The sequence below is a fragment of the Comamonas sp. B21-038 genome (assembly GCF_022387135.1).
GTDB lineage: Bacteria > Pseudomonadota > Gammaproteobacteria > Burkholderiales > Burkholderiaceae_C > Comamonas > Comamonas sediminis.
In genome coordinates this window covers 2,361,025-2,381,574 of sequence record NZ_CP092462.1, presented here as the reverse complement: position 1 = coordinate 2,381,574, position 20,550 = coordinate 2,361,025, and the positions used below count along the sequence as shown (strand labels likewise).

Here is a 20,550-nt window from a genome sequence, read left to right as displayed (position 1 = left end):
TCTTTTTGATTCGAACACTCCATGCCTACCAGCCGCCGTATCTTTTTGAAAAACGCCGCCGCCTCCGCCAGCGTAGCCGCGCTGCCCTTTGCGCTGCCGCAGATCGCCTTTGCCGCAGGGTCCACGACGTTGACCATTGCACAGAGCAACGACATCCTGTCGCTCGACCCCGCCAACCACGAGAACAACAGCACGCAGTCGGCGCTGGTCAACCTCTACGAATACCTGGTCAACAAGGAGTTTCCGAACGGCAAGATGGTGTTCACGCCAGCACTGGCCCAGTCCTGGAAGCAGGAAGACCCGCGCACCTGGGTGTTTGAGCTGCGCAGCGATGTGCGCTGGCATGACGGCAAACCGTTCACCGCCGACGATGTGAAGTTCACCGTCGAGCGCATGAAGGGCAACCCCAAGCTGCTCAGCGCGGTGGAGAAGTTCCGCTCGGTCGAGAAGGTCGAGGTGCTGGGACCGCACCGGGTGCGCCTGGTTACCAGCAAGCCCGATCCGCTGTTCCTGCACAACTTTGTCGGCAATGGCGGCTCGATCCTGCCCCAGCATGCCTTCCAGGCCGCAGGCAGCGAAGAGGCCTTTTTTGCCAAGCCCATCGGCACCGGGCCCTACCGGTTTGTCGAGTGGAAAAAGGCCGACCGCCTGGTGCTGGCGCGCAATCCGCAGTGGTGGGGTGGGGCGCCGCATTGGGAACGGGTCGTGATCCGTGCGATCCCGGAGACGGCGACGCGGGTGGCCGAGGCGCTGTCCGGCGGGGTGGACCTGGCGGTGAACATTCCGCCCGAGGATATCGGCCGTCTCAAGTCCAATGCCGATACCGGCATCGTCGCCTTCAATATTGCGCGCAACTTTGGTTTGCACCTGCGTACCGAGCCCGGTGTGGTCACCCACGATGCGCGGGTGCGTGAGGCGATCGACCTGGCGATCAACCGGCAGGAACTGGCCGACGTCGTGGCCGATGGCTACGCCACCGCCACGCGCGGCCTGTTCCCGCCCGAGATTCCCAATGCCAACACCCGCCTGACGGCAACCAACTCCTTCAACCCCGACAAGGCCCGCCAGCTGATCCAGGCGGCCGGCGCCAAGGGGGCGAAGATCCGCTTTGGCTCGCCCAGTGGCCGCTACATCAAGGACCGCGAGGTCTCCGAGGCCATTGTCGGCTACCTGCAGGATGTGGGGCTCAATGCGCAGCTCGAAGTGCAGGAGTGGAGCATCTACAACGCGCGTGTGGGCAGTGACTCGCATGGCGAGATCTACTTCTGGGGCATGGGCTCCTACACCGATGCCTCCTTCATCCTGAACATGGGCTCGCTCAAGCGCTTCAACCCGCACTGGAAGAATGCCGAGTTCGAGCGCTTGGCAGCCGAGCTGCCCGCCACTACGGGCGAGAAGGAGCGCCAGGCCATCATCTGGCGTGCGCAGGAGATCATCACGCAGGACCGCGCCCGCATCGGCGTGCTCTACCCCAAGGCGATCTACAGCGTCAACAAGCGGGTGCAGTTTGCCGGCCGCTTTGACGAGATGATCCCGGCTGAACAAGTGCGGCGCGCATGATTTTCTCGGCCTTGTGGCGCTTGCTGCTCCAGGCAGTGCCGGTGCTGTTCACGGTCACCCTGATCGTGTTTGCGCTGGTGTTTCTGGCCGGCGACCCGACCGTGATGATGATCCCGGACCAGGCCTCGGAGGCGGACCGCCTGGCCATGGTGGCCGCCTGGGGGCTGGACCAGCCGGTGCACATGCAGTACTTCAACTACATGCGCAACCTGCTGCATGGCGATTTTGGGACCTCCTACCGCTATGGCAGTTCGGCGCTGCCCATCGTGCTCGAACGCCTGCCCGCCACGTTGCTGCTGGCCGCTGCATCGATGCTGGTGGCCGTGCTGATCGCGGTGCCTGCCGGCATGGCAGCGGCCTTGCGTCGCGGCAGCTGGGTCGACCATGCGGTCTCCGGCGTGGCCGTGCTGGGCAAGGCCATGCCCAATTTCTGGGTCGCCATCATGCTGATCCTGGTGTTTGGCGTCAGCCTGCGCTGGCTGCCGGTATCGGGCAGCGGTACCTGGGCGCACCTGGTGATGCCGGCATTGACCCTGGGCACCGCCTTTGCCGGGGACCTGGCCAAGCTGGTGCGGGCCAGCATGCTTGAGACCTTGAGCCAGGACTACATGCGCACCGCCTATGCCAAAGGCATCCCCGACTGGCTGGTGATCGGCAAGCACGCGCTGCGCAATGCCGCGATTCCGACGGTGACGATGACCTCGCTGCACGTCGTGGCGCTGCTGGGCGGGGCGCTGGTGACCGAGACCATTTTTGCCTGGCCGGGCCTGGGCCAGTTGATCGTGCAGGCGATCAACACCAAGGACATGGCGGTGATCCAGATCAGTGTGCTGGTGATCACCGCGATGACCTTGCTGGTGAACTTTCTTACCGATGTGGTCTACCGCCTGATTGATCCGAGGATGAAACTATGAGCGGCGTGGTTCTGAACACCGGCACGGCCCTGCAGGCCGATGCGCCCGCAGTGGCGGCCCAGCCATCGCGCCTGCGGCACTTTTTGCGCGCGCTGTGGCGCAGCCGCAGTGGCCGCTTTGGCGCCATCTTGCTGCTGCTGATCCTGCTGGCCACCTTGGGCGCCGATCTGCTGCCGCTGGCCGACCCGGTCAAACGCCATCTGTCGCTGCGCTACCTGCCGCCCGTCTGGCTGGACAAGGGCCAGTGGGCCTATCCGCTGGGCACCGATGGCCAGGGCCGCGACATGCTGGCGCGCATCATCTATGGCGCGCGCAGCTCGGTGGTGGTGGGGCTGGCGGCGGTCGCGCTCTCGGGCGCCATCGGGGTGGCCATCGGCGTGCTGGCAGGGCTGCGCGGCGGCTGGCTGGACCAGGTGCTGATGCGTGTGGTCGATGCGATCCTGGCGATTCCGGCCATGCTGTTCATGCTGGTGGTTGCCCTGGTGGCCGGCGCGGGCCTGGCACCGCTGATTGTGGTGATAGCGCTCACCAACTGGGTGATCTACACCCGCATTGCGCGGGCCGAGGTGCTGCGCGTCAAGGAGCTGGAGTTCGTGGCGGCGGCGCGGGTCAGCCGTGTGCGCAGCTCACGCCTGCTGCTGCGCCACATCTTGCCCAATATCCTGCCGGCGCTGGTCGTCGTGGCCACCTTGAACATCGGCACCGTCATCCTGACGGAGTCCTCGCTGAGCTTTCTGGGCTTTGGCATCCAGCCGCCCGATATCTCCTGGGGCCAGATGCTGGCCGACGGACGCCAGCAGCTGGCGACCAGCTGGTGGATCAGCACCTTTCCCGGTGTGGCGCTGACGGCCACCGTCTTTAGCATCATCTTGCTGGGCGATTGGCTCAGAGACTACCTGGACCCCCGCCTGCCATGACTGCTGCCCCAAGCCTCGCCCCTGCGGCCAACGCCCCCAGCCTCGCCGTGCTGCAGACCCGCCGGGCAGATACGGTTCTGCGCTACCGCAATGCCGGTGTCACGCTGCAACCCCACGATGGCGGCGAGCCGCTGCGCCTGGTGCGTGGCGTGGACCTGGAAGTTCAACGCAGCCAGGTGGTGGCACTGGTGGGCGAGAGCGGCTCTGGCAAGACCTTGACGGCCTTGAGCGTGCTGGGCCTGCTGCCGGGCAATGCCCGCTTCAGTGCGGATGAGGCCCTGCTCAATGGCCGTGATCTGCGCCAGCTGGGCAAGGCCGATTGGCGCCGCCTGCGCGGGGCCGACGTGGGCATGGTGTTCCAGGAGCCGCTGTCGTCACTGAACCCGGTGCTGACCATTGGCGACCAGATCGAAGAGGTGCTGTACTACAAGCGCCAGCTCACGCGCCGCCAGCGCCGGGCCGAGGCCATTGACCTGCTGGCCCGCATGGGCCTGCCCCGACCGGCGCAGCTGCTGCAGGATTACCCGTTCCAGCTCTCGGGCGGCATGCGCCAGCGTGTGATGCTGGCCATTGCGATGGCGGGCGAGCCAGCCTTGCTGATTGCCGACGAGCCCACCACCGCGCTGGACAACACCGTCCAGGCCCAGGTGCTGGAGCTGATGGTGCGCACCGCCGAGCAGTCCGATGTGGGGGTGCTGCTGATCACCCATGACCTGTCGGTCGTCGCCCAGGTAGCCGACCAGGTGCATGTGATGCGCCACGGCGAGATGGTCGAGTCTGCGCCGGTGCAGCAGCTGTTTGCCCGGCCGCAGGCCGCCTATACGCGCCAGTTGCTGGCGCTGGCGCCGCGCATTCCTGCGGTGGCGCGCCAGCCGCTGGCGGCAGCCGGCTTGCCAGCGCCGCAGGCTGCGCAGCAAGCGCCAGCGATTCTGCAACTTGATGCCGTGAGCAAGTACTACCAACAGCCCCGCGCCTGGCATTTCAAAGCCCAGAAGCACCTGGCGCTCGATAGCGTGTCATTCTCTCTGCAACGCGGCCGCACCCTGGGCCTGGTGGGCGAGTCGGGTAGCGGCAAGTCATCGCTGGCACGCATCATTGCCGGCCTGGCGCAGGCCGATGGCGGGCAACTGCGCTTTGAGGGCGCCGATCTGAGCGACCCGGCAGTGCGCGCAGGCGCCAGTATCCAGATGGTGTTCCAGGACCCGTATGCATCGCTGAACCCGCGCATGCGCATTGGCCAGTTGATCACCGAGCCGCTGGCCGAGCAACCGGGCTGGACCGCAGCGCAACTGCGGGCGCAAGCGGCCCGGTTGCTGGAGATGGTGGGCCTGCCGGCCTCGGCCCTGGACCGCTTTGCCCATGAGCTGTCGGGCGGTCAGCGCCAGCGCGTCTGCATTGCGCGGGCGCTGAGCGTGAAGCCCCAGTTGCTGGTCTGCGACGAGCCCGTCTCCGCACTCGATGTCTCGGTGCAGGCCGAAATCCTGGCGCTGCTGCAGCGGCTCAAGAAGGAGCTGCAGCTGAGCATGGTGTTCATCGCCCATGGGCTGGAGAGCGTCTACGCGATCTCGGACGACATCGTGGTGCTGGAAAAGGGCCGGGTGGTGGAAGCCGGCCCGCGTGACCAGATCTTTGGCGCGCCGCGCCACGCCTACACCCGCAGCCTGCTCGATGCGATGCTCGACATCGACCCGGCGCGCAGCCGCTTCAAGACCCGCCCGGCTGCGCCGGCCGGCGCCGCGCTGGCCCGGGTGGCCTGATGCCGCGCCGTGCTTGCGCTGATTTCTTTTTGATTCCCACAGTGTGTAGAACACGATGAGCCTGCCCACCCAACTTCATCTCAACCTCAATATCTATGGTGCAGGCGCCCATGCCGCTGCCTGGCTGTGGCCGCAGAACGACCCGCTGTGGCCGGTAACGCCCGACTATTTTGTCCGCCTGGCCCAGACGGCAGAGCGGGGCGGCTTTGACGCGGTGTTCTTCTCGGACCGCGCGGCCTTCCCCGGCAACAGTCTGCACCGCCCGTTTCCGGCCATCGAGCCCAGCATCCTGCTGACCCTCATCGCCGCGAAGACCCAGCACATCGGCCTGTTGGCGACGGTGTCTTCGTCGTACAACGAGCCCTTCAACATTGCGCGGCGCTTTGCATCGCTGGATCTGGTCAGTGGCGGGCGCTCGGGGGTGAACATCGTCACCTCGGCCGATGTCGAGGCTGCGCGCAACTTTGGCCGCAGCGCGCCGCTGGCGCATGCCGACCGCTACCGGCGCGCGGCGGAGTTCAGCCAGGTGCTCAAGGACCTGTGGGCCAGCTGGGGCCCCGGCGGCATTGTGGCCGACCGCGCAACGGGCCAGTACTTTGACCCGGCGCAGATCCATCCGATCGCGCACCACGGCGAGTTCTTCTCGGTCGAAGGGCCCATCAACGTGCCGCCCAGCCCGCAAGGCCGGCCGCTGGTGGTGCAGGCCGGCGGCTCGGATGCCGGCCTGGACCTGGCCGCCCAGCATGCCGATGCGGTGTTTACGTTGGCGCCGTCGCTGGCGCAGGCGCAAGGCTACCGCCAGGCGTTGGATACCCGGCTGAAGGCGCTCGGCCGTGCCACCAGCGCCGTCAAGGTGTTCCCCGGCCTGGTCACCGTGCTGGGCGGCACCGAACAGGCTGCGCAGCAGCGCGCCCAGGCGCTGGCCGACCTGGTGCCCATCGAGCAGGGGCTCAACTACCTGTCCGACCTGCTGCAGACCCGCTTTGGCCATGCCGACCTGGACCAGCCGCTGCCCGCTGACCTGCAACTGCCAGGCAACGGCATGACCACCTTTGCGAAGAATGTGCTGGACAAGGCGCGCAGCCATGGCTGGACGGTGCGCGAGCTGATCCGCGCGCAAAACGGCGGCGGCAGCAACCACAACACCATCGTCGGCACGCCAGAGCAGGTGGCCGACTACATGCTGACCTGGTTCCGCAGTGGCGCCATCGATGGCTTCAACCTGATGCATGACGTGCTGCCCTCGGGGCTGGAGGACTTTGTCGACCAGGTGGTGCCGCTGCTGCGCAAGGCAGGGGTCTACCGCGACAGCTATAACGCCAGCACCTTGCGCGGCAACCTGGGGCTGGCTGCGGCCTGAGCCCCTCTTACAACACCCCCGCCGGGCCCGGCCCGCGCTTTTTGCAGAACCGTTTATGAAAATCGACCCTCCCCAGACCCTGACCCCCGCAGCACAGAGCGCGGCCAGCGGAACCGCCCGCACCGACTGGCAAGCGCTGTTTGACGAGATCGCCGCCGGCTCGGCCGAGCGCGAGGAAAAGCGCATTCTGCCGTTTGCGCAGATCCAAGCCTTGAAGGACCGCCGCTTTGGCGCCTACCGCCTGCCGGTGGCCGATGGCGGCACGGGGGCCAGCATGGCGGGGCTGATGGAGCAGGTGATAGCGCTGGGCGCAGCCGATTCCAACGTTGCGCATATCTTGCGCAACCACTTTGTCTTTGTGGAGCGCTTTGCGCGCAACCCGGTCAGTGCGCAGGCGCATTTCTGGCGCGATCAGGTGGCCCAGGGGGCGATCTTCGGCCTCGCCAACACCGAGCTGGCGCAGGCCAGAAGCGGCGAAAAGACCTTCACACGCCTGGTGCCCGACGGCGCCCACTTTCGCATGACCGGCGCCAAGTTCTACAGCACTGGCAGCCTGTATGCGGATTTCGTCATCGTGCGGGCACGCGACGCGCAGGAGCGCGATGTCACTGCCATCATCCCCACGCGGCGCGAAGGCGTGAACCTGGTCGATGACTGGGATGCCATGGGCCAGCGCATGACCGGCAGCGGCACCACCTTGTTCGACAGCGTGCGGGTGGAGCCCGAGGAGATCATCGTGGACAGCGCCGGCACCGGCTACAGCCGGCCCTACAAAAGCACCTTGCCCCAGCTGTTCCTGACGGCGGTGAACACCGGCATCTTGCGGGCCATTGTGCGTGATGCGTCGGCGATGCTGCACAAGCGGTCGCGCAAGGGCTTTTTCTTTGCCGCTGCCGATACCCCGGCAGAAGACCCGTTGCTGCTGAAGATCGTCGGCGATCTGTCGGCCCAGCTGTTTGCCGCTGAGGCAGTGGTGGCTGCGGCCAGCCATGCGCAGGATGCCTCGCTGGCCACGGCGGAGGGCGACCCCGCGCTGAAAGACACTGCCCACCATGCCGCCGTGCTGGCTGCCAAGGCCAAGCTCATCGTCGATGGCCTGGTGCTGCAGGCCGGCACGGCAGTGTTTGACCTGGGCGGCGCCTCCTCCACGTTGCGCACGCAGAACCTGGACCGCCACTGGCGCAATGCCCGCACCGTGGCATCGCACAACCCGGCGCTGTACAAGGCGCTGGCGCTGGGCAAGCTGGCCGTGCATGGCGAGCCGCTGCCCGACAAGGACTTTTTCTAAGTCAGTGCCCTTCGCTGGCCACCGCGCCGCTGCGGTGCCCCACGGTGGCCTGTTGCTGACCACGGCTGCGCAGCAGCGCCACCGCCAGCGCTGCGGCCAACACCAGCACCACGGCAGTGGCCATCACCGCCATAAAGCCCTGGTCAAACGCCGCGTGGGCCAGGCCCAGCAGCTGGGCCGCTGCCTCGGGCGGCAACTTTTCTGCAGCCAGCAACGCGGCGTCGATGCCATCGCTGGCGCCGGTGGCCTGCAGGTTGGCCGGCAGCACCAGGCTGCTGGTATAGCGCCAGGACAGCACGCTGCCCAGTAGCGCCACGCCCAGCACGCCGCCAAACTCGTAGGAGACCTCTTCGACCGAGGCGGCCATGCCCGCGTGCTCGGGCGGCGCGCTGTTCATCACCGCATTGGAGGCGGCGGTGATGGTGGCGCCCACGCCCAGGCCCAGGACGGCCAGCACGGCGATTTTCTGCAGGCTGTGGGCGCCCGTGTTGAGGCTCATCGTCAATGCACACAGTGCCACTGCGCTGACCACCAGGCCCGCCAGAATCAGCCGCTGCGTGCCAAAGCGCGACAGCGCCCAGCCAGCAATGGGGCCGGCCACAAAGGCCGCCACCGGGATCGGCAAGATCGCCAGCCCCGCTTGCAGCGGGCTCAGCCCCAGCACCAGCTGCAGGCGCTGGCTGAACACCAGCTCCACGCCCACCAACGCGACGGCTGCCACCACGGCCGCAATCACACCGCCCGAGAACGTCGGAATGCGGAACAGGCGCAGCTCGATCAGCGGCTGGGGACGGCTGAGCTGGCGGCGGATAAAGACCGCCAGCACCACCGCGCTGAGCACGCCCATCAGCGCGGCAAAGCCCAGTGATGGCGCAGGCTTGGCCAGCTCCTTGATGCTCAGCACCAGACTGACCATGGCCACCATGGCCTGCAGCGAGCTGGTGTAGTCCCAGCCAGCCAGGCTGGCCTTGTGCTGGAGGCGGTCTGCGGGAATCAGCCACACGGTCAGCACCAGCGCCAGTGCCACGATGGGCACATTGACCAAAAACACCGAGCCCCACCAGAAGTACTCCAGCAGCACGCCGCCGACGACAGGGCCCAGCGCCGCGCCGCCCGAGGCGACCGAGGCCCAGATGCCGATGGCCACCGAGCGCTCGCGCTGGTCGGGAAAACTCATGCGGATGATGGCCAGGGTCGCGGGCATCATGATGGCCGCGCCCACGCCCAGCAGCGCGCGGGCGGCAATCAACATGCCTGCATTGGGGGAATAGGCAGCCGCCAGCGAGGCGGTGCCAAAGACCACCAGGCCGAGCATGAACATGCGCCGGTAGCCCAGGCGGTCGCCTAAAGCGCCGGTGCTCAGCAGCAGGCCGGCGACGACCAGCGCATAGGCGTTGACGATCCACAGCTTCATCGAGGTGGACGCGGCCAGGTCATGGGTGAGCGTCGGCAGCGCGGTGTAGAGCACCGTCATGTCGACGACGATCAGCAGCAGGGCCATGGATACGATGGCCAGCACCAGCCATCTTCTGGAATGCAGTGCCATGGTCAGACTCCCAGTTCTTTCATCATCGTGACGGACACGGGCTGGCAGCCCAGGCGCTCGAACAGCCGGTGCGCGCCCTGGTTGCCGATGCCGCTTTCCAGAAACAGGCGTTGCAGCCCTTGGGCCTGCAACTGCGCGCAGACCCAGCCAAACAGCGCCTGGCCCAGGCCCTGGCCGCGTGCGGCGGGGCTGACCACGAGGTCATCCAGGGTGGCAAACGGGGTGGGCGCGCGCTGCTCCTCGTCGAGCGAGACAAAGGCGATGCCGACCAGCGCATCGCCCTGGTGGGCGGTGGCGATGCGCTGCATCGCGTTTGCTTTGGGCGCGGCCAAGGTGGCCTCAATTTGTCGGGCCATGTTGTCGGCTAGCTGGGGGCTCCATTGGCCCGGTGCGATGGCGCGCGGAGACTGCAGCTCGCCATGGGAGATGTAATGGGGACTGAGCTGGCCCATGAACAGCGCCAGGATCGCTGGCGACTGTGCGGGGTCGTGGCACCAGGCCATCGTCAGGGCGGGTGCTTGTTTGTTGATCGATTGCATAGCCTGGATATTGCGCCATAAAAATAGATCGATAAAGTTGGAATCCATCAGTAAAACAGATGGATGCGTTACAGTGCCAGGCTATGGAATGGACCATTGAACAATTGCGGCAGTTTGTGGCCACCGCCGACAGCGGCTCTTTCTCAGCCGCTGCACGCAGCCTGGGCAAGGCGCAATCTGCTGTCAGCACCGCGGTGGGCATGCTGGAGGTAGACCTGGGCGTGGTGCTGTTTGACCGCTCGCACCGCAATGCCCAACTGACCGATGCGGGCCGGGTGCTGCTGCTGGAGGCGCGCGAGCTGCTGCGCCAGGCCGAGCAGCTGGACCAGCGCGCGCAGGCGCTCAGCGGCGGGGCCGATGCCGAGCTGGCACTGGCCATTGACGAGGCGCTGCCCTATACCGCCGTGGCGACCATGCTGCGCGAGATGGCGCAGCGGTTTCCGAGCCTGGAATTGCTGCTGCTCAACGGCACCGCCACCGAGGTGGCCGACTATGTGGCCCAGGGGCGCGCCGGCATCGCCATCCACATCGACCGGGGGCCCGTGCTGCACCATTTTGAGCAGCGCCACCTGGGCACCGTGCCCCAGGGCGTGTTTGTGGCCGCCGACCACCCACTGGCCGATGGCCAGGCCGTGAGCCTGCAGGCGCTGGCCCAGCACCGGCAGCTGCTGATGCACACCGAGGACGTGCATGAGCGCGCCTATAGCCCGCGCGTCTGGCGCTCGGACAGCTTCTACAACATCGCTGACATGGTGGCCGACAACCTGGGCTGGGCGGTGCTGCCGGTCAATATTGCGCACTACGAGGGCAACCGCCAGGCGCTGCGTGAAGTGCCTTGCCCGGCGCTGGCGCTGCCCCGGCTGTCGGTGCGCATGCTCTGGCGCCAGGGCGCGCAACGCAGCCCGACAGCGAAGTATGTGGAAGCCCGCTTTGGCCAGTTGTTGGCGGCTATTTAGTGCGCGCCGTAGGGCGTGGAGTAGCTGGTGTTTTCATCGACTGCCAGCTTGGCGCCCAGATACGGAAAAGCCCGCTGCGGGCACTGCGTGCGCTCGCAGACCTTGCAGCCCATGCCGATGGGGGTGGCGGCTTCCGGGTCTTCCAGCGCGATGCCGTTGGCATAGACCAGCTGCGGTGCATGGCGCAGGTCGCAGCCCAGGCCGATGGAAAAGGTTTTGCGGGGGGCGCCATAGCCGCGCTGCCCGCCGGAGACGCTGCGGGCGATCCACAGATAGCGCCGGCCATCGGGCATGGCAGCCAGCTGCGCGAGTACCTGGCCGGGCTGGCCAAAGGCCTCGTAGACATTCCACAGCGGGCAGGTGCCACCGGTGCGGCTGAAATGGAAATGCGTGGCCGACTGGCGCTTGGAGATATTGCCGGCCCGGTCCACGCGCACAAAGAAAAAGGGCACGCCGGGGTTGTCGGGCCGCTGCAAGGTGCTGAGCCGGTGGCAGACGGTTTCAAAGCCGACGGCAAAGCGCTGGCCCAGCAGGTCGATGTCGTAGCGCAGCGCCTGGGCGGCCTGCAAAAACGGGTCATAGGGCAGCAGCAGCGCACCGGCAAAGTAGTTGGCCAGGCCCAGGCGCGCCAGCCGCTGCGCGGAAGGGTCGTCGGCCAGCGCGGGCACGCGGATGAGGCTGTCGAGTTGGGGGCCGATCTCCAGCAGCGCCAGCTGCGTGGCCAACTGAAAGGCTTGCTGCGCCGGCGCCAGCGTGGGTGACAGCTGCAGCAGGCGCGAGGCCGGGTCAAACTGCCGCTTGCTGGCGCCTGCGCTTTGCACCTGCTGCACCTGAACCTGGTGCTCGCGCTCCAGGCGCTGCACCAGCCAGTCCACCAGGGGACCGCCCTGGGCCTGCGCCTGCATCGCCAGGTCTTCGGCTGCGCGGTCCACCGCATCGAAATAGTTCTGGTGCGAGAAGAAGAAATCGCGCACCACCTCGAATGGCATCGCGGCCGGCCCTTTGGCATGGGCACGTTCATCGCTGCGGTCGTCACCCAACTGCAGCGACAGCGCTTCGAGCCGCTCCATGGTGTCCAGATGGCGGCGGTACAGCGCCACCACCGCCGCGCCCAGCGCCGGCATTTGCGCGGCCACTTCTTGCAGCTCGGGCAGGGCGATGGCCTCGGGTGCATCGGCCAGGGCTTCGCGCAGCCCCGCAACCAGGCGTGCCTCCTCGTCTTCGGAAAACTGCTGGATGTCCACCCCCAGGCTGCGGTGCAGCTTGAGCAGCACCGACACCGTCAAGGGCCGCTGGTTTTGCTCCAGCTGGTTGAGGTAGCTGGGCGACAGGCCCAGCGCGTGGGCCAGCGCAATCTGCGACAGGTTGCGCTCGGCACGCAGCTTGCGCAGCTTCACGCCCATAAAGGTTTTTTTCATAGCCAGATCTCTTGTTTCATCCGGGGTAGTAGTCGCGGCGAGGGTTTGCCAATTTTGCGGATTCTATCAATTCGCAAAATTCGCAAAATGGCTATTTTCATTCGCAGAAATTCGCCATTTCAGTGCTATCCACGGCATGGCATTTTGCGTAAATTGCGAAGCATGACACAACCCATCGGCATTGTTGAACTGCAGGAACTGGTACTGCCGGCGCTGGCCAACCACCACGGCACGCTGTTTGCGGGCCAGGGTCTGCAGTTGATGGCCAAGGCCGCGTTTCTGGCGGCCCGCAGCCTCGCGCAACGTGAGGTGGTGATGGCGGCAGTCAGCCGTGTGGACTTTGTGGCACCGGCACCGGTAGGCCATGGGCTGACCCTGCGTGCCTGGGTCAGCCGGGTGGGGCGCAGCTCGATGACCGTCTGCGTCACCGGCCTGGCCGATCTGCCGGGCATCCCACCCGAAGAAGTTCTCAAAGGTTTGTTTGAAATGGTGGCCGTCGATGCCAAAGGCCGGCCAGTCTCCCTTGATTGCGCGTATTTGAACCAGGAAACCCCGCTATGACCACCACGACCACCGAGGCCGCAGCGCCCAGCACGCCTTCGACCTTCAAACCCAAGAAATCGGTTGCGCTCTCAGGCGTGACGGCGGGCAACACCGCCTTGTGCACCGTGGGCCGCAGCGGCAATGACCTGCACTACCGGGGCTATGACATTCTGGACATGGCCCAGGTCTGTGAGTTTGAGGAAATTGCCCACCTGCTGGTACACGGCAAGCTGCCCAACCGGGCGGAACTGCGGGCCTACAAGGACAAGCTCAAGGCACTGCGCGGCCTGCCCGCCAGCGTCAAGCAGGCGCTGGAGCAGCTGCCGGCGGCCAGCCACCCGATGGATGTGATGCGCACGGGCGTATCGGTGCTGGGCTGCACCCTGCCCGAGAAGGACGACCACAACCTGCCCGGCGCCCGCGACATTGCCGACCGCCTGATGGCCTCGCTGGGCTCGATGCTGCTGTACTGGTACCACTTCAGCACCTCGGGCAAATGCATTGATGTGGAGACCGATGACGACTCCATCGGCGCGCATTTTCTGCACCTGCTGCATGGCAAAAAGCCCAGCGCGCTGTGGGAGCGGGCCATGCACACCTCGCTCAATCTGTATGCCGAGCATGAGTTCAACGCCTCGACTTTCACCGCGCGTGTGGTGGCCGGTACCGGCAGCGACATGTATTCGTCGATCACCGGCGCGATTGGCGCGCTGCGCGGCCCCAAGCACGGCGGCGCCAACGAGGTGGCCTTCGAGATCCAGAAGCGCTACGACAGCGCCGATGCTGCCGAGGCCGATATCCGCCGCCGGGTGGAGAACAAGGAGGTGGTGATCGGCTTTGGCCACCCCGTCTACACCGTCAGCGACCCGCGCAACGTCGTCATCAAGGGCGTCGCCAAGGAGCTGTCGCTGGAGGCCGGATCCACGAAGATGTACGACATTGCCGAGCGCCTGGAGACGGTGATGTGGGAGGTCAAGAAGATGTTCCCCAACCTCGACTGGTTCAGCGCTGTGAGCTACCACATGATGGGCGTGCCCACTGCGATGTTCACGCCGCTGTTTGTGATTGCGCGCACCAGCGGCTGGGCTGCGCATGTGATCGAGCAGCGCGTGGACAACAAGATCATCCGCCCCAGCGCGCATTACACGGGGCCGGAAGACCAGGTGTTCCAGCCCATCGACCAGCGCGGATGATCAACTGCCGGCTGATCCGACTTCTCCCGATCCCTATAGATATAGCGACACCGTGCGGGTGGCCTGCCCGCCGGTTTGCACTGCCCCATGAACACCGATTACAGACAAGCACTGGCCGGCACCGGCCTGGATTATTTTGATGCGCAGGCGGCAGTCGATGCGCTGGCGCCCGGCGCCTGGGCCCGCCTGCCGTACACGGCGCGGGTGCATGCCGAAAACCTGGTGCGCCGCGCCGACCCGGCCCAGTTGCCGGACTACCTGCGCCAGCTGATCGAGCGCAGGCGCGATATCGACTTTCCCTGGTTCCCCGTGCGCGTGGTCTGCCATGACATCCTGGGCCAGACCGCCTTGGTGGACCTGGCGGGCCTGCGCGATGCGATTGCCCAGGCGGGCGGTGACCCGGCCGCCGTCAACCCGGTGGTGCCGGTGCAGCTGATCGTGGACCATTCGCTGGCCGTGGAATGCGGCGGGTTTGACCCCGAGGCCTTTGAGAAGAACCGTGCGATCGAAGACCGCCGAAACGAGGACCGCTTCCATTTCATCGAATGGAGCAAGAAGGCCTTTGCGAACGTGGACGTGATCCCGGCGGGCAACGGCATCATGCACCAGATCAATCTGGAGAAGATGTCGCCCGTCGTCTATGTGCAGCATGGTGTGGCCTTTCCTGATACCTGCGTGGGCACGGACAGCCATACCCCGCATGTGGATGCGCTGGGCGTGATTGCGGTGGGCGTGGGCGGCCTGGAGGCCGAGAACGTGATGCTGGGCCGGGCCTCGTGGATGCGGCTGCCCGACATTGTCGGCGTGGCCCTGAGCGGCCGGCCCGAGCCTGGCATCACCGCGACCGACATCGTGCTGGCGCTGACGGAGTTTTTGCGCCAGCAAAAGGTGGTGGGCGCCTATGTGGAGTTTTATGGCGAGGGCGCGCGCAGCCTCTCGATTGGCGACCGCGCCACCATCGCCAATATGTGCCCGGAGTACGGCGCCACTGCCGCGCTGTTTGCGGTGGATGAGCAGACCTTGGCCTACCTGCGGCTGACGGGCCGCGATGAAAAGCAGGTGCAGCTGGTCGAGACCTATGCCAAGACCGCGGGCTTCTGGGCCGACAGCCTGGCCCAGGTGAGCTATGAACGGGTGCTGCAGTTTGACCTGTCGACCGTGGTGCGCAATATGGCCGGCCCCTCCAACCCGCACCGCCGCCTGCCGACTTCGCAGCTGGCCGAGCGCGGCATTGCCGGCGCCGAGCCCCTGGCGCTGGCGCGCGCCCAAGAGGCGCAGGGCCTGCTGCCCGATGGCGCCGTCATCATCGCCGCCATCACCAGCTGCACCAACACCAGCAACCCGCGCAATGTGATGGCTGCAGCGCTGCTGGCGCGCAATGCCCGGTGCCTGGGCCTCGTGCGCAAGCCCTGGGTGAAGACCTCGCTCGCGCCCGGCTCCAAGGCGGTGGAGCTGTATCTGCAAGAGGCTGGGCTGCTGGAGGACCTGAAGGCGCTGGGTTTTGGCATCGTCGCCTTTGCCTGCACCACCTGCAATGGCATGAGTGGCGCGCTCGATCCCCGGATTCAGCAGGAGATCATCGATCGCGACCTGTATGCCACGGCCGTGCTCTCGGGCAACCGCAATTTCGATGGCCGCATCCACCCCTATGCCAAGCAGGCGTTTCTGGCCTCGCCCCCGCTGGTGGTGGCCTATGCGATTGCGGGCACGGTGCGCTTTGATATCGAGAAGGATGTGCTGGGCGTCGTCGATGGGCGGGAGATCCGTCTGCAAGACCTCTGGCCCAGCGACGCAGAGATCGATGCCGTGGTGGCCCAGGCCGTGAAGCCAGCGCAGTACCGCGCCGTGTATGAGCCCATGTTTGCGCTGCGCGTGGACGATGGCGAGCAGGCCGAGGCGCAGTATGCCTGGCGCCCCCAGTCCACCTATATCCGCCGGCCGCCGTATTGGGACACCGAAGGCGTGGGCGCGCTGGCCGCGCACCCGCGCAGCCTGCAGGGCATGCGGCCGCTGGCGCTGCTGCCGGACAACATCACCACTGACCACCTGTCGCCCTCCAATGCCATTCTGGCCAGCTCGGCCGCCGGGGAGTACCTGGCCAAGATGGGCCTGCCCGAGGAGGACTTCAACTCCTACGCCACCCACCGGGGCGACCACCTGACGGCGATGCGCGCCACCTTTGCCAACCCCCAGCTTGTCAACGAGATGGCCGTGGTTGATGGCCAGGTGCAAAAGGGTTCGCTGGCCCGCATCGAGCCCGAGGGCCGGGTGGTGCGCATGTGGGAGGCGATGGAGACCTATCTGGCGCGCCGCCAGCCGCTGATCATCATTGCCGGCGCCGACTACGGCCAGGGCTCCAGCCGCGACTGGGCCGCCAAGGGCGTGCGCCTGGCCGGGGTGGAGACGGTGGTGGCCGAGGGCTTTGAGCGCATCCACCGCACCAACCTGATCGGCATGGGCGTGCTGCCATTGGAGTTCAGGCCCGGCACCACGCGCAAGACGCTGCAACTGGATGGCACGGAGACCTATGATGTGGAAGGTGAACGCACACCGCTGGCCACGCTGAGCCTGGTGGTCCGGCGCCGCAATGGCCAGATTGACCGCGTGCCGGTGACCTGCCGCCTGGATACCGGCGAGGAGCTGTCTGTCTACGAGGCAGGCGGAGTGCTGCAGCGCTTTGCGCAGGATTTTCTGGCATCCCGCGCTGCGCAAGCCGCCCCGGTGTGAATGCACAGTTTTTTTCTGAACGACCATGACAACCCTGACCGCCCATCCTCCCCAGATCAAGATCCCCGCCATCTATATGCGCGGTGGCACCAGCAAGGGGGTGTTTTTCCACGTGCCGGATTTGCCGCTGCCCGCGCAGCAGCCCGGCGCGGCGCGCGACGCCATCCTGCTGCGCACCCTGGGCAGCCCCGATCCCTATGGCAAGCAGATCGATGGCATGGGCAATGCGTCGTCGAGCACCAGCAAGGCGGTGCTGCTGGCCAGGAGCACGCAGCCGGACCATGATGTGGACTACCTCTTTGGCCAGGTCGCTATCGACAAGCCCTTTGTGGACTGGACTGGCAACTGCGGCAACCTGTCGGCAGCGGTGGGCCCTTGCGCCATCGCGATGGGCCTGATCGATCCGGCCCGCATCCCGCAGGACGGCGTTTGCACCGTGCGCATCTGGCAAGCCAATATCGGCAAGACCATCATTGCCCAGGTGCCTATCAGTAACGGACAGGTGCAGGAGACTGGCGACTTCGAGTTGGACGGCGTGAGCTTTCCGGCCGCCGAGGTGCAGCTGGCCTTTATGGACCCTGCCGACGAGGGCGAGGATGGTGGTGCGATGTTCCCCACTGGCCAGTTGGTGGACCGGCTCGATGTGCCCGGGGTAGGCAGTTTTGCCGCCACCTTGATCAATGCGGGCATCCCGACGATCTTTCTGAACGCACAAGACCTGGGCTACAGCGGCCGGGAGCTGCAAGGCGACATCAATGGCGATGCCCAGGCCTTGGCGCGGCTGGAGACCATTCGTGCCCATGGCGCGCTGAAGATGGGCCTGATCCAGGACCTGAGCGAGGCCGCCAGCCGCCAGCACACGCCCAAGCTTGCCTTTGTGGCGCCGCCGGCCAGCTACACGGCATCCAGCGGCAAGGCGGTGGAGGCGCAGGATGTGGACCTGCTGGTGCGGGCGCTGTCGATGGGCCAGTTGCACCACGCGATGATGGGCACGGCAGCGGTGGCGATTGGCACCGCAGCGGCGGTGCCGGGCACTCTGGTCAACCTGGCCGCCGGCGGGGGCGAGCGCAACGCGGTGCGCTTTGGCCACCCCTCGGGCAGCTTGCGGGTGGGGGCCGAGGCACGCTTGCAGGATGGCCAGTGGGTGGTGGCCAAGGCGCTGATGAGCCGCAGCGCACGCATTCTGATGGAAGGCGCCGTGCGCGTGCCGGGCGATTGTTTTTGAACAGGGGACTGTGGAATGGATACCAAGAAACTGCTGAAAGACATGGTGGCAGCACGCCGGGGCGTGCTGGTGCCGGGGGCCTTCAATGCGCTGTCGGCCAAGGTGATCGAGGACCTGGGCTTTGAGGCCATCTATGTGACCGGCGCGGGCGTGACCAACATGTGGTTTGGCCTGCCGGACCAGGGCTTTATGGGGCTGGCGGAGATTGCCGACCACACGGCGCGCATCCGCGATACGGTCAGCCTGCCCTTGCTGGTGGATGCCGATACCGGCTTTGGCAATGCGCTCAATGTCTACCACACGGTGCGCACCCTGGAGCGCGCCGGTGCGGATTGCATCCAGCTGGAGGACCAGGTGGCGCCCAAGCGCTGCGGGCATTTCAACGGCAAGGAGGTGGTCTCCACCGACGAGGCGGTGAGCAAGATCAAGGCCGCCGTTGATGCCCGGCGCGATCCGAACCTGCTGGTCATGGCGCGCACCGATGCGGCGGCCACCCATGGTTTTGAGGCGGCCGTGGAGCGTGCCCAGCGCTTTGCCGAAGCCGGGGCCGATATTCTGTTTGTGGAGGCCGTCACCACGGCCGAAGAGATCCGCGCACTGCCGGCCCGGCTGGCTACCCCGCAGCTGATGAACATGGTGATTGGCGGCAAGACCCCCATTTTTGATGCGGAGCAGCTGGGCGAACTGGGCTACGGCATCGTGCTCTATGCCAATGCGGCGCTGCAGGGCGCTGTGGCCGGCATGCAGAACACCTTGACCGTGCTGCGCGACCAGAAGGCGGTGCAGGAGTCCAGCGGTTGGGTGGCGACCTTTGCCGAGCGCCAGCGCCTGGTGGGCAAGCCCGGCTGGGATGCGCTGGAGAAGCGCTTTACCTGATAGCTCCATGCTGCCCGCTGCCATGCGGTGGTCGTGAAACTGTCATGGCGCTGAAATTCACCATTTTCAGTGAGGGGCAAGGGCCTGGGCTTGCGGAATAATTGCAGCACTTGGAATATAAACGGACCCCATGCCCACCCAGATGCTCACCGCCGATCTCGCACTGCCCGCACCGGTACTGGTGGTGGAGGACAACCCGCTGGTGCGCAACCGGCTCCAGGGCCTGCTGCAGCAGCTGGGCTACAGCAGCGATGCGCTGGTGATGACCGGATCGCTGGCCGAAGCGCGCGCTTACCTGGCGGGCGAGGCGCACACGGTATCGCTGGTGCTGGTGGACCTGGGCCTGCCCGATGGCAGTGGTGTGGAGCTGATCGAAGAGCTGCATGCCCAGGCGCCCAACCTGCCGATGCTGGTGGTATCGGCCTGGAGCACGCAGGAGATGATCTGGGCTGCGTTGCGCGCTGGCGCCGTGGGTTATGTGCTCAAGGAGCGCGATGACATGGAAATGGCCATGGCCTTGCGCAGCGTGCTGCGCGGCGGCGCGCCCATCGACCCCTTTATTGCGCGGCGCATCATTGAGGAGCTGCCGCTACAGGCCCCGCCTGCCGTGCAGGCGGCAGATGACCCCGGCTTGAGCGCCCGTGAGCACACCATCCTGCACCTGGTGGTCGAAGGCCTGAGCAACCGCGAGATTGCCGAGCGGCTATTTTTGTCGCGCTACACGGTGGAGTCGCACATCAAGAATGTCTACCGCAAGCTGTCGGTGTCCTCGCGCACCCAGGCGGCGCAGGAAGCGCGCCGGCGCCGCCTGGTGGATTGAGCCGCGCAGCGCGCAGCCCTGTCTCGCTGTCCCCGTAATCGCCCGCCCATCCGATCTGGAGTGACTGACCGTGCCCCACACTTATTTTGATCCGCCTTTGCTGATTCGAGACGGCATGGGCACATGGGTCGATACGCAGACGACGCCTTATGTCTGCAACATCGATGGCATGCCCCAATTCAACGAAGCACTTCCTGCAGGCGTCAAGGAGCTGCAGCCTGTGGCCGGCAGTCCGGTGGCCGGCACCCCGGTGGCCGGGACGCTTGAGCCTTCCTGGGGGCGCGGTTACCAGGTCAGTGGCACGCATAGCCAGCCGCCGACAAAATTTGGTGAGGAGACCAAGCTGGAGTTCCTCGCCACCGAGGTGGTGTACGAGCCGCTGTGGGCCACGCGGGACGCAGCAGCTGCCTTTGGCATCACATTGATCGAGCCGGGGCAGGGGCTGCGCATGCAAAGCCCGATCCGCCATCTGGAGAACACCCCGTTCGAGTACGGCATGTTTGCCGGTCAGCAGTGCCCCTATCTGGACGAGGCGCACCGCAACCAGCTGCAGCCCACGGTGTGTACCGATCTGGAGCACCATGATTTTCCGCATGTGTTCTCTTCGGTGGATCCCCAGCTTCCGCTGGTGATTTCGGTCGGGCGCTATTGGCCGCAGCGGGCTAAAATCTTTCTCGCCGATCTTTGGGTGCCGCAAGGCATGGCCCTGTACATTCCGCCCAGGCCCAAAAATCCCCATGCGGCCTATATCGATCTGCACGGCAATCGCAATTCCGCGCTGGCCTGTTGGCGGGGTGGCACGCAAACCAGCGTGCAGACCCTGACCTTGCTGCCCAAGGACAGTGGCTACTTCTACTGGTTCTGGAATGCATTGCCGACGGTTCACCCTTTGTTGAAGTAACGCTGACACC

17 protein-coding genes are annotated in these 20,550 nt (G+C 66.1%); 14 read left to right on the top strand and 3 right to left on the bottom strand.

Features of this window, described 5'->3' with window-relative positions; all coding sequences use genetic code 11:
• Positions 1–21: 21 nt before the first annotated feature.
• The 6 genes from MJ205_RS10840 to MJ205_RS10815 are packed head-to-tail and all read left to right on the top strand — an operon-like array spanning position 22 to position 7,796.
• Positions 22–1,560 carry an ABC transporter substrate-binding protein gene (locus tag MJ205_RS10840; RefSeq protein WP_239812444.1) on the top strand — a complete coding sequence of 513 codons (1,539 nt, stop codon included), beginning with the start codon at positions 22–24 and terminating at the stop codon, positions 1,558–1,560.
• Complete coding sequence (locus MJ205_RS10835; RefSeq protein ID WP_239812443.1) at positions 1,557–2,474, top strand: ABC transporter permease; 918 nt, start codon at positions 1,557–1,559, stop codon at positions 2,472–2,474. Before MJ205_RS10840 ends, MJ205_RS10835 begins: the two co-directional genes overlap by 4 nt.
• Entirely contained in the window at positions 2,471–3,391 is a 921-nt protein-coding gene (locus MJ205_RS10830; RefSeq protein WP_239812442.1) for an ABC transporter permease, read from the top strand. The genes MJ205_RS10835 and MJ205_RS10830 overlap by 4 nt, the downstream gene beginning before the upstream one ends.
• On the top strand, positions 3,388–5,148 hold the full coding sequence (locus tag MJ205_RS10825; protein ID WP_239812441.1) for a dipeptide ABC transporter ATP-binding protein: 1,761 nt from the start codon (positions 3,388–3,390) through the stop codon (positions 5,146–5,148). Before MJ205_RS10830 ends, MJ205_RS10825 begins: the two co-directional genes overlap by 4 nt.
• 55 nt (positions 5,149–5,203) lie before the next feature.
• Positions 5,204–6,508 (top strand): NtaA/DmoA family FMN-dependent monooxygenase, encoded by a 1,305-nt coding sequence (locus MJ205_RS10820; protein ID WP_239812440.1) that lies wholly within the window; start codon positions 5,204–5,206, stop codon positions 6,506–6,508.
• A gap of 55 nt (positions 6,509–6,563) precedes the next feature.
• Positions 6,564–7,796 carry an acyl-CoA dehydrogenase gene (locus MJ205_RS10815; protein ID WP_239812439.1) on the top strand — a complete coding sequence of 411 codons (1,233 nt, stop codon included), beginning with the start codon at positions 6,564–6,566 and terminating at the stop codon, positions 7,794–7,796.
• Between the two features lies 1 nt (position 7,797).
• Here MJ205_RS10815 and MJ205_RS10810 read toward each other — a convergent pair whose 3' ends face one another.
• Both MJ205_RS10810 and MJ205_RS10805 read right to left on the bottom strand, forming a co-directional pair.
• Positions 7,798–9,342 (bottom strand): MFS transporter, encoded by a 1,545-nt coding sequence (locus tag MJ205_RS10810; protein ID WP_239812438.1) that lies wholly within the window; start codon positions 9,340–9,342, stop codon positions 7,798–7,800.
• A gap of 2 nt (positions 9,343–9,344) precedes the next feature.
• Positions 9,345–9,881, bottom strand: coding sequence for a GNAT family N-acetyltransferase (locus MJ205_RS10805; RefSeq protein WP_239812437.1), 537 nt, complete (start codon positions 9,879–9,881; stop codon positions 9,345–9,347).
• 83 nt (positions 9,882–9,964) lie between these two features.
• Between MJ205_RS10805 and MJ205_RS10800 the strand changes: the two genes are divergently transcribed.
• Complete coding sequence (locus MJ205_RS10800; RefSeq protein ID WP_239812436.1) at positions 9,965–10,837, top strand: LysR family transcriptional regulator; 873 nt, start codon at positions 9,965–9,967, stop codon at positions 10,835–10,837.
• Here the strand turns inward: MJ205_RS10800 and MJ205_RS10795 are convergent.
• Positions 10,834–12,255, bottom strand: coding sequence for a short-chain fatty acyl-CoA regulator family protein (locus MJ205_RS10795; RefSeq protein WP_239812435.1), 1,422 nt, complete (start codon positions 12,253–12,255; stop codon positions 10,834–10,836). The two genes, MJ205_RS10800 and MJ205_RS10795, sit on opposite strands and share 4 nt — an antisense overlap.
• A 162-nt stretch (positions 12,256–12,417) precedes the next feature.
• Here MJ205_RS10795 and MJ205_RS10790 point away from each other — a divergent pair, with 162 nt between their 5' ends.
• The 7 genes from MJ205_RS10790 (at position 12,418) to MJ205_RS10760 (ending at position 20,540) form a co-directional block, all read left to right on the top strand.
• A complete protein-coding gene (locus MJ205_RS10790; RefSeq protein WP_239812434.1) occupies positions 12,418–12,816 on the top strand; it encodes an acyl-CoA thioesterase in 399 nt (132 codons plus the stop codon).
• Entirely contained in the window at positions 12,813–13,991 is a 1,179-nt protein-coding gene (gene prpC, locus MJ205_RS10785; RefSeq protein WP_239812433.1) for a bifunctional 2-methylcitrate synthase/citrate synthase, read from the top strand. The genes MJ205_RS10790 and prpC overlap by 4 nt, the downstream gene beginning before the upstream one ends.
• 87 nt (positions 13,992–14,078) lie before the next feature.
• Positions 14,079–16,718, top strand: a complete 2,640-nt coding sequence (gene acnD / locus MJ205_RS10780) for a Fe/S-dependent 2-methylisocitrate dehydratase AcnD (RefSeq protein WP_239812432.1) — start codon at positions 14,079–14,081, stop codon at positions 16,716–16,718.
• Positions 16,719–16,743: 25 nt separating this feature from the next.
• The gene (gene prpF / locus MJ205_RS10775) at positions 16,744–17,943 is read left to right on the top strand and encodes a 2-methylaconitate cis-trans isomerase PrpF (protein ID WP_239812431.1); all 1,200 of its coding nucleotides are present in this window, start codon (positions 16,744–16,746) and stop codon (positions 17,941–17,943) included.
• Between the two features lie 15 nt (positions 17,944–17,958).
• Positions 17,959–18,819: an isocitrate lyase/PEP mutase family protein gene (locus tag MJ205_RS10770; protein WP_239812430.1), complete on the top strand. Its 861-nt coding sequence runs from the start codon at positions 17,959–17,961 to the stop codon at positions 18,817–18,819.
• Between the two features lie 130 nt (positions 18,820–18,949).
• Entirely contained in the window at positions 18,950–19,639 is a 690-nt protein-coding gene (locus MJ205_RS10765) for a response regulator (RefSeq protein ID WP_239812429.1), read from the top strand.
• A 70-nt stretch (positions 19,640–19,709) separates the two neighbouring features.
• Positions 19,710–20,540, top strand: coding sequence for a hypothetical protein (locus tag MJ205_RS10760; protein ID WP_239812428.1), 831 nt, complete (start codon positions 19,710–19,712; stop codon positions 20,538–20,540).
• Positions 20,541–20,550: the final 10 nt, after the last annotated feature.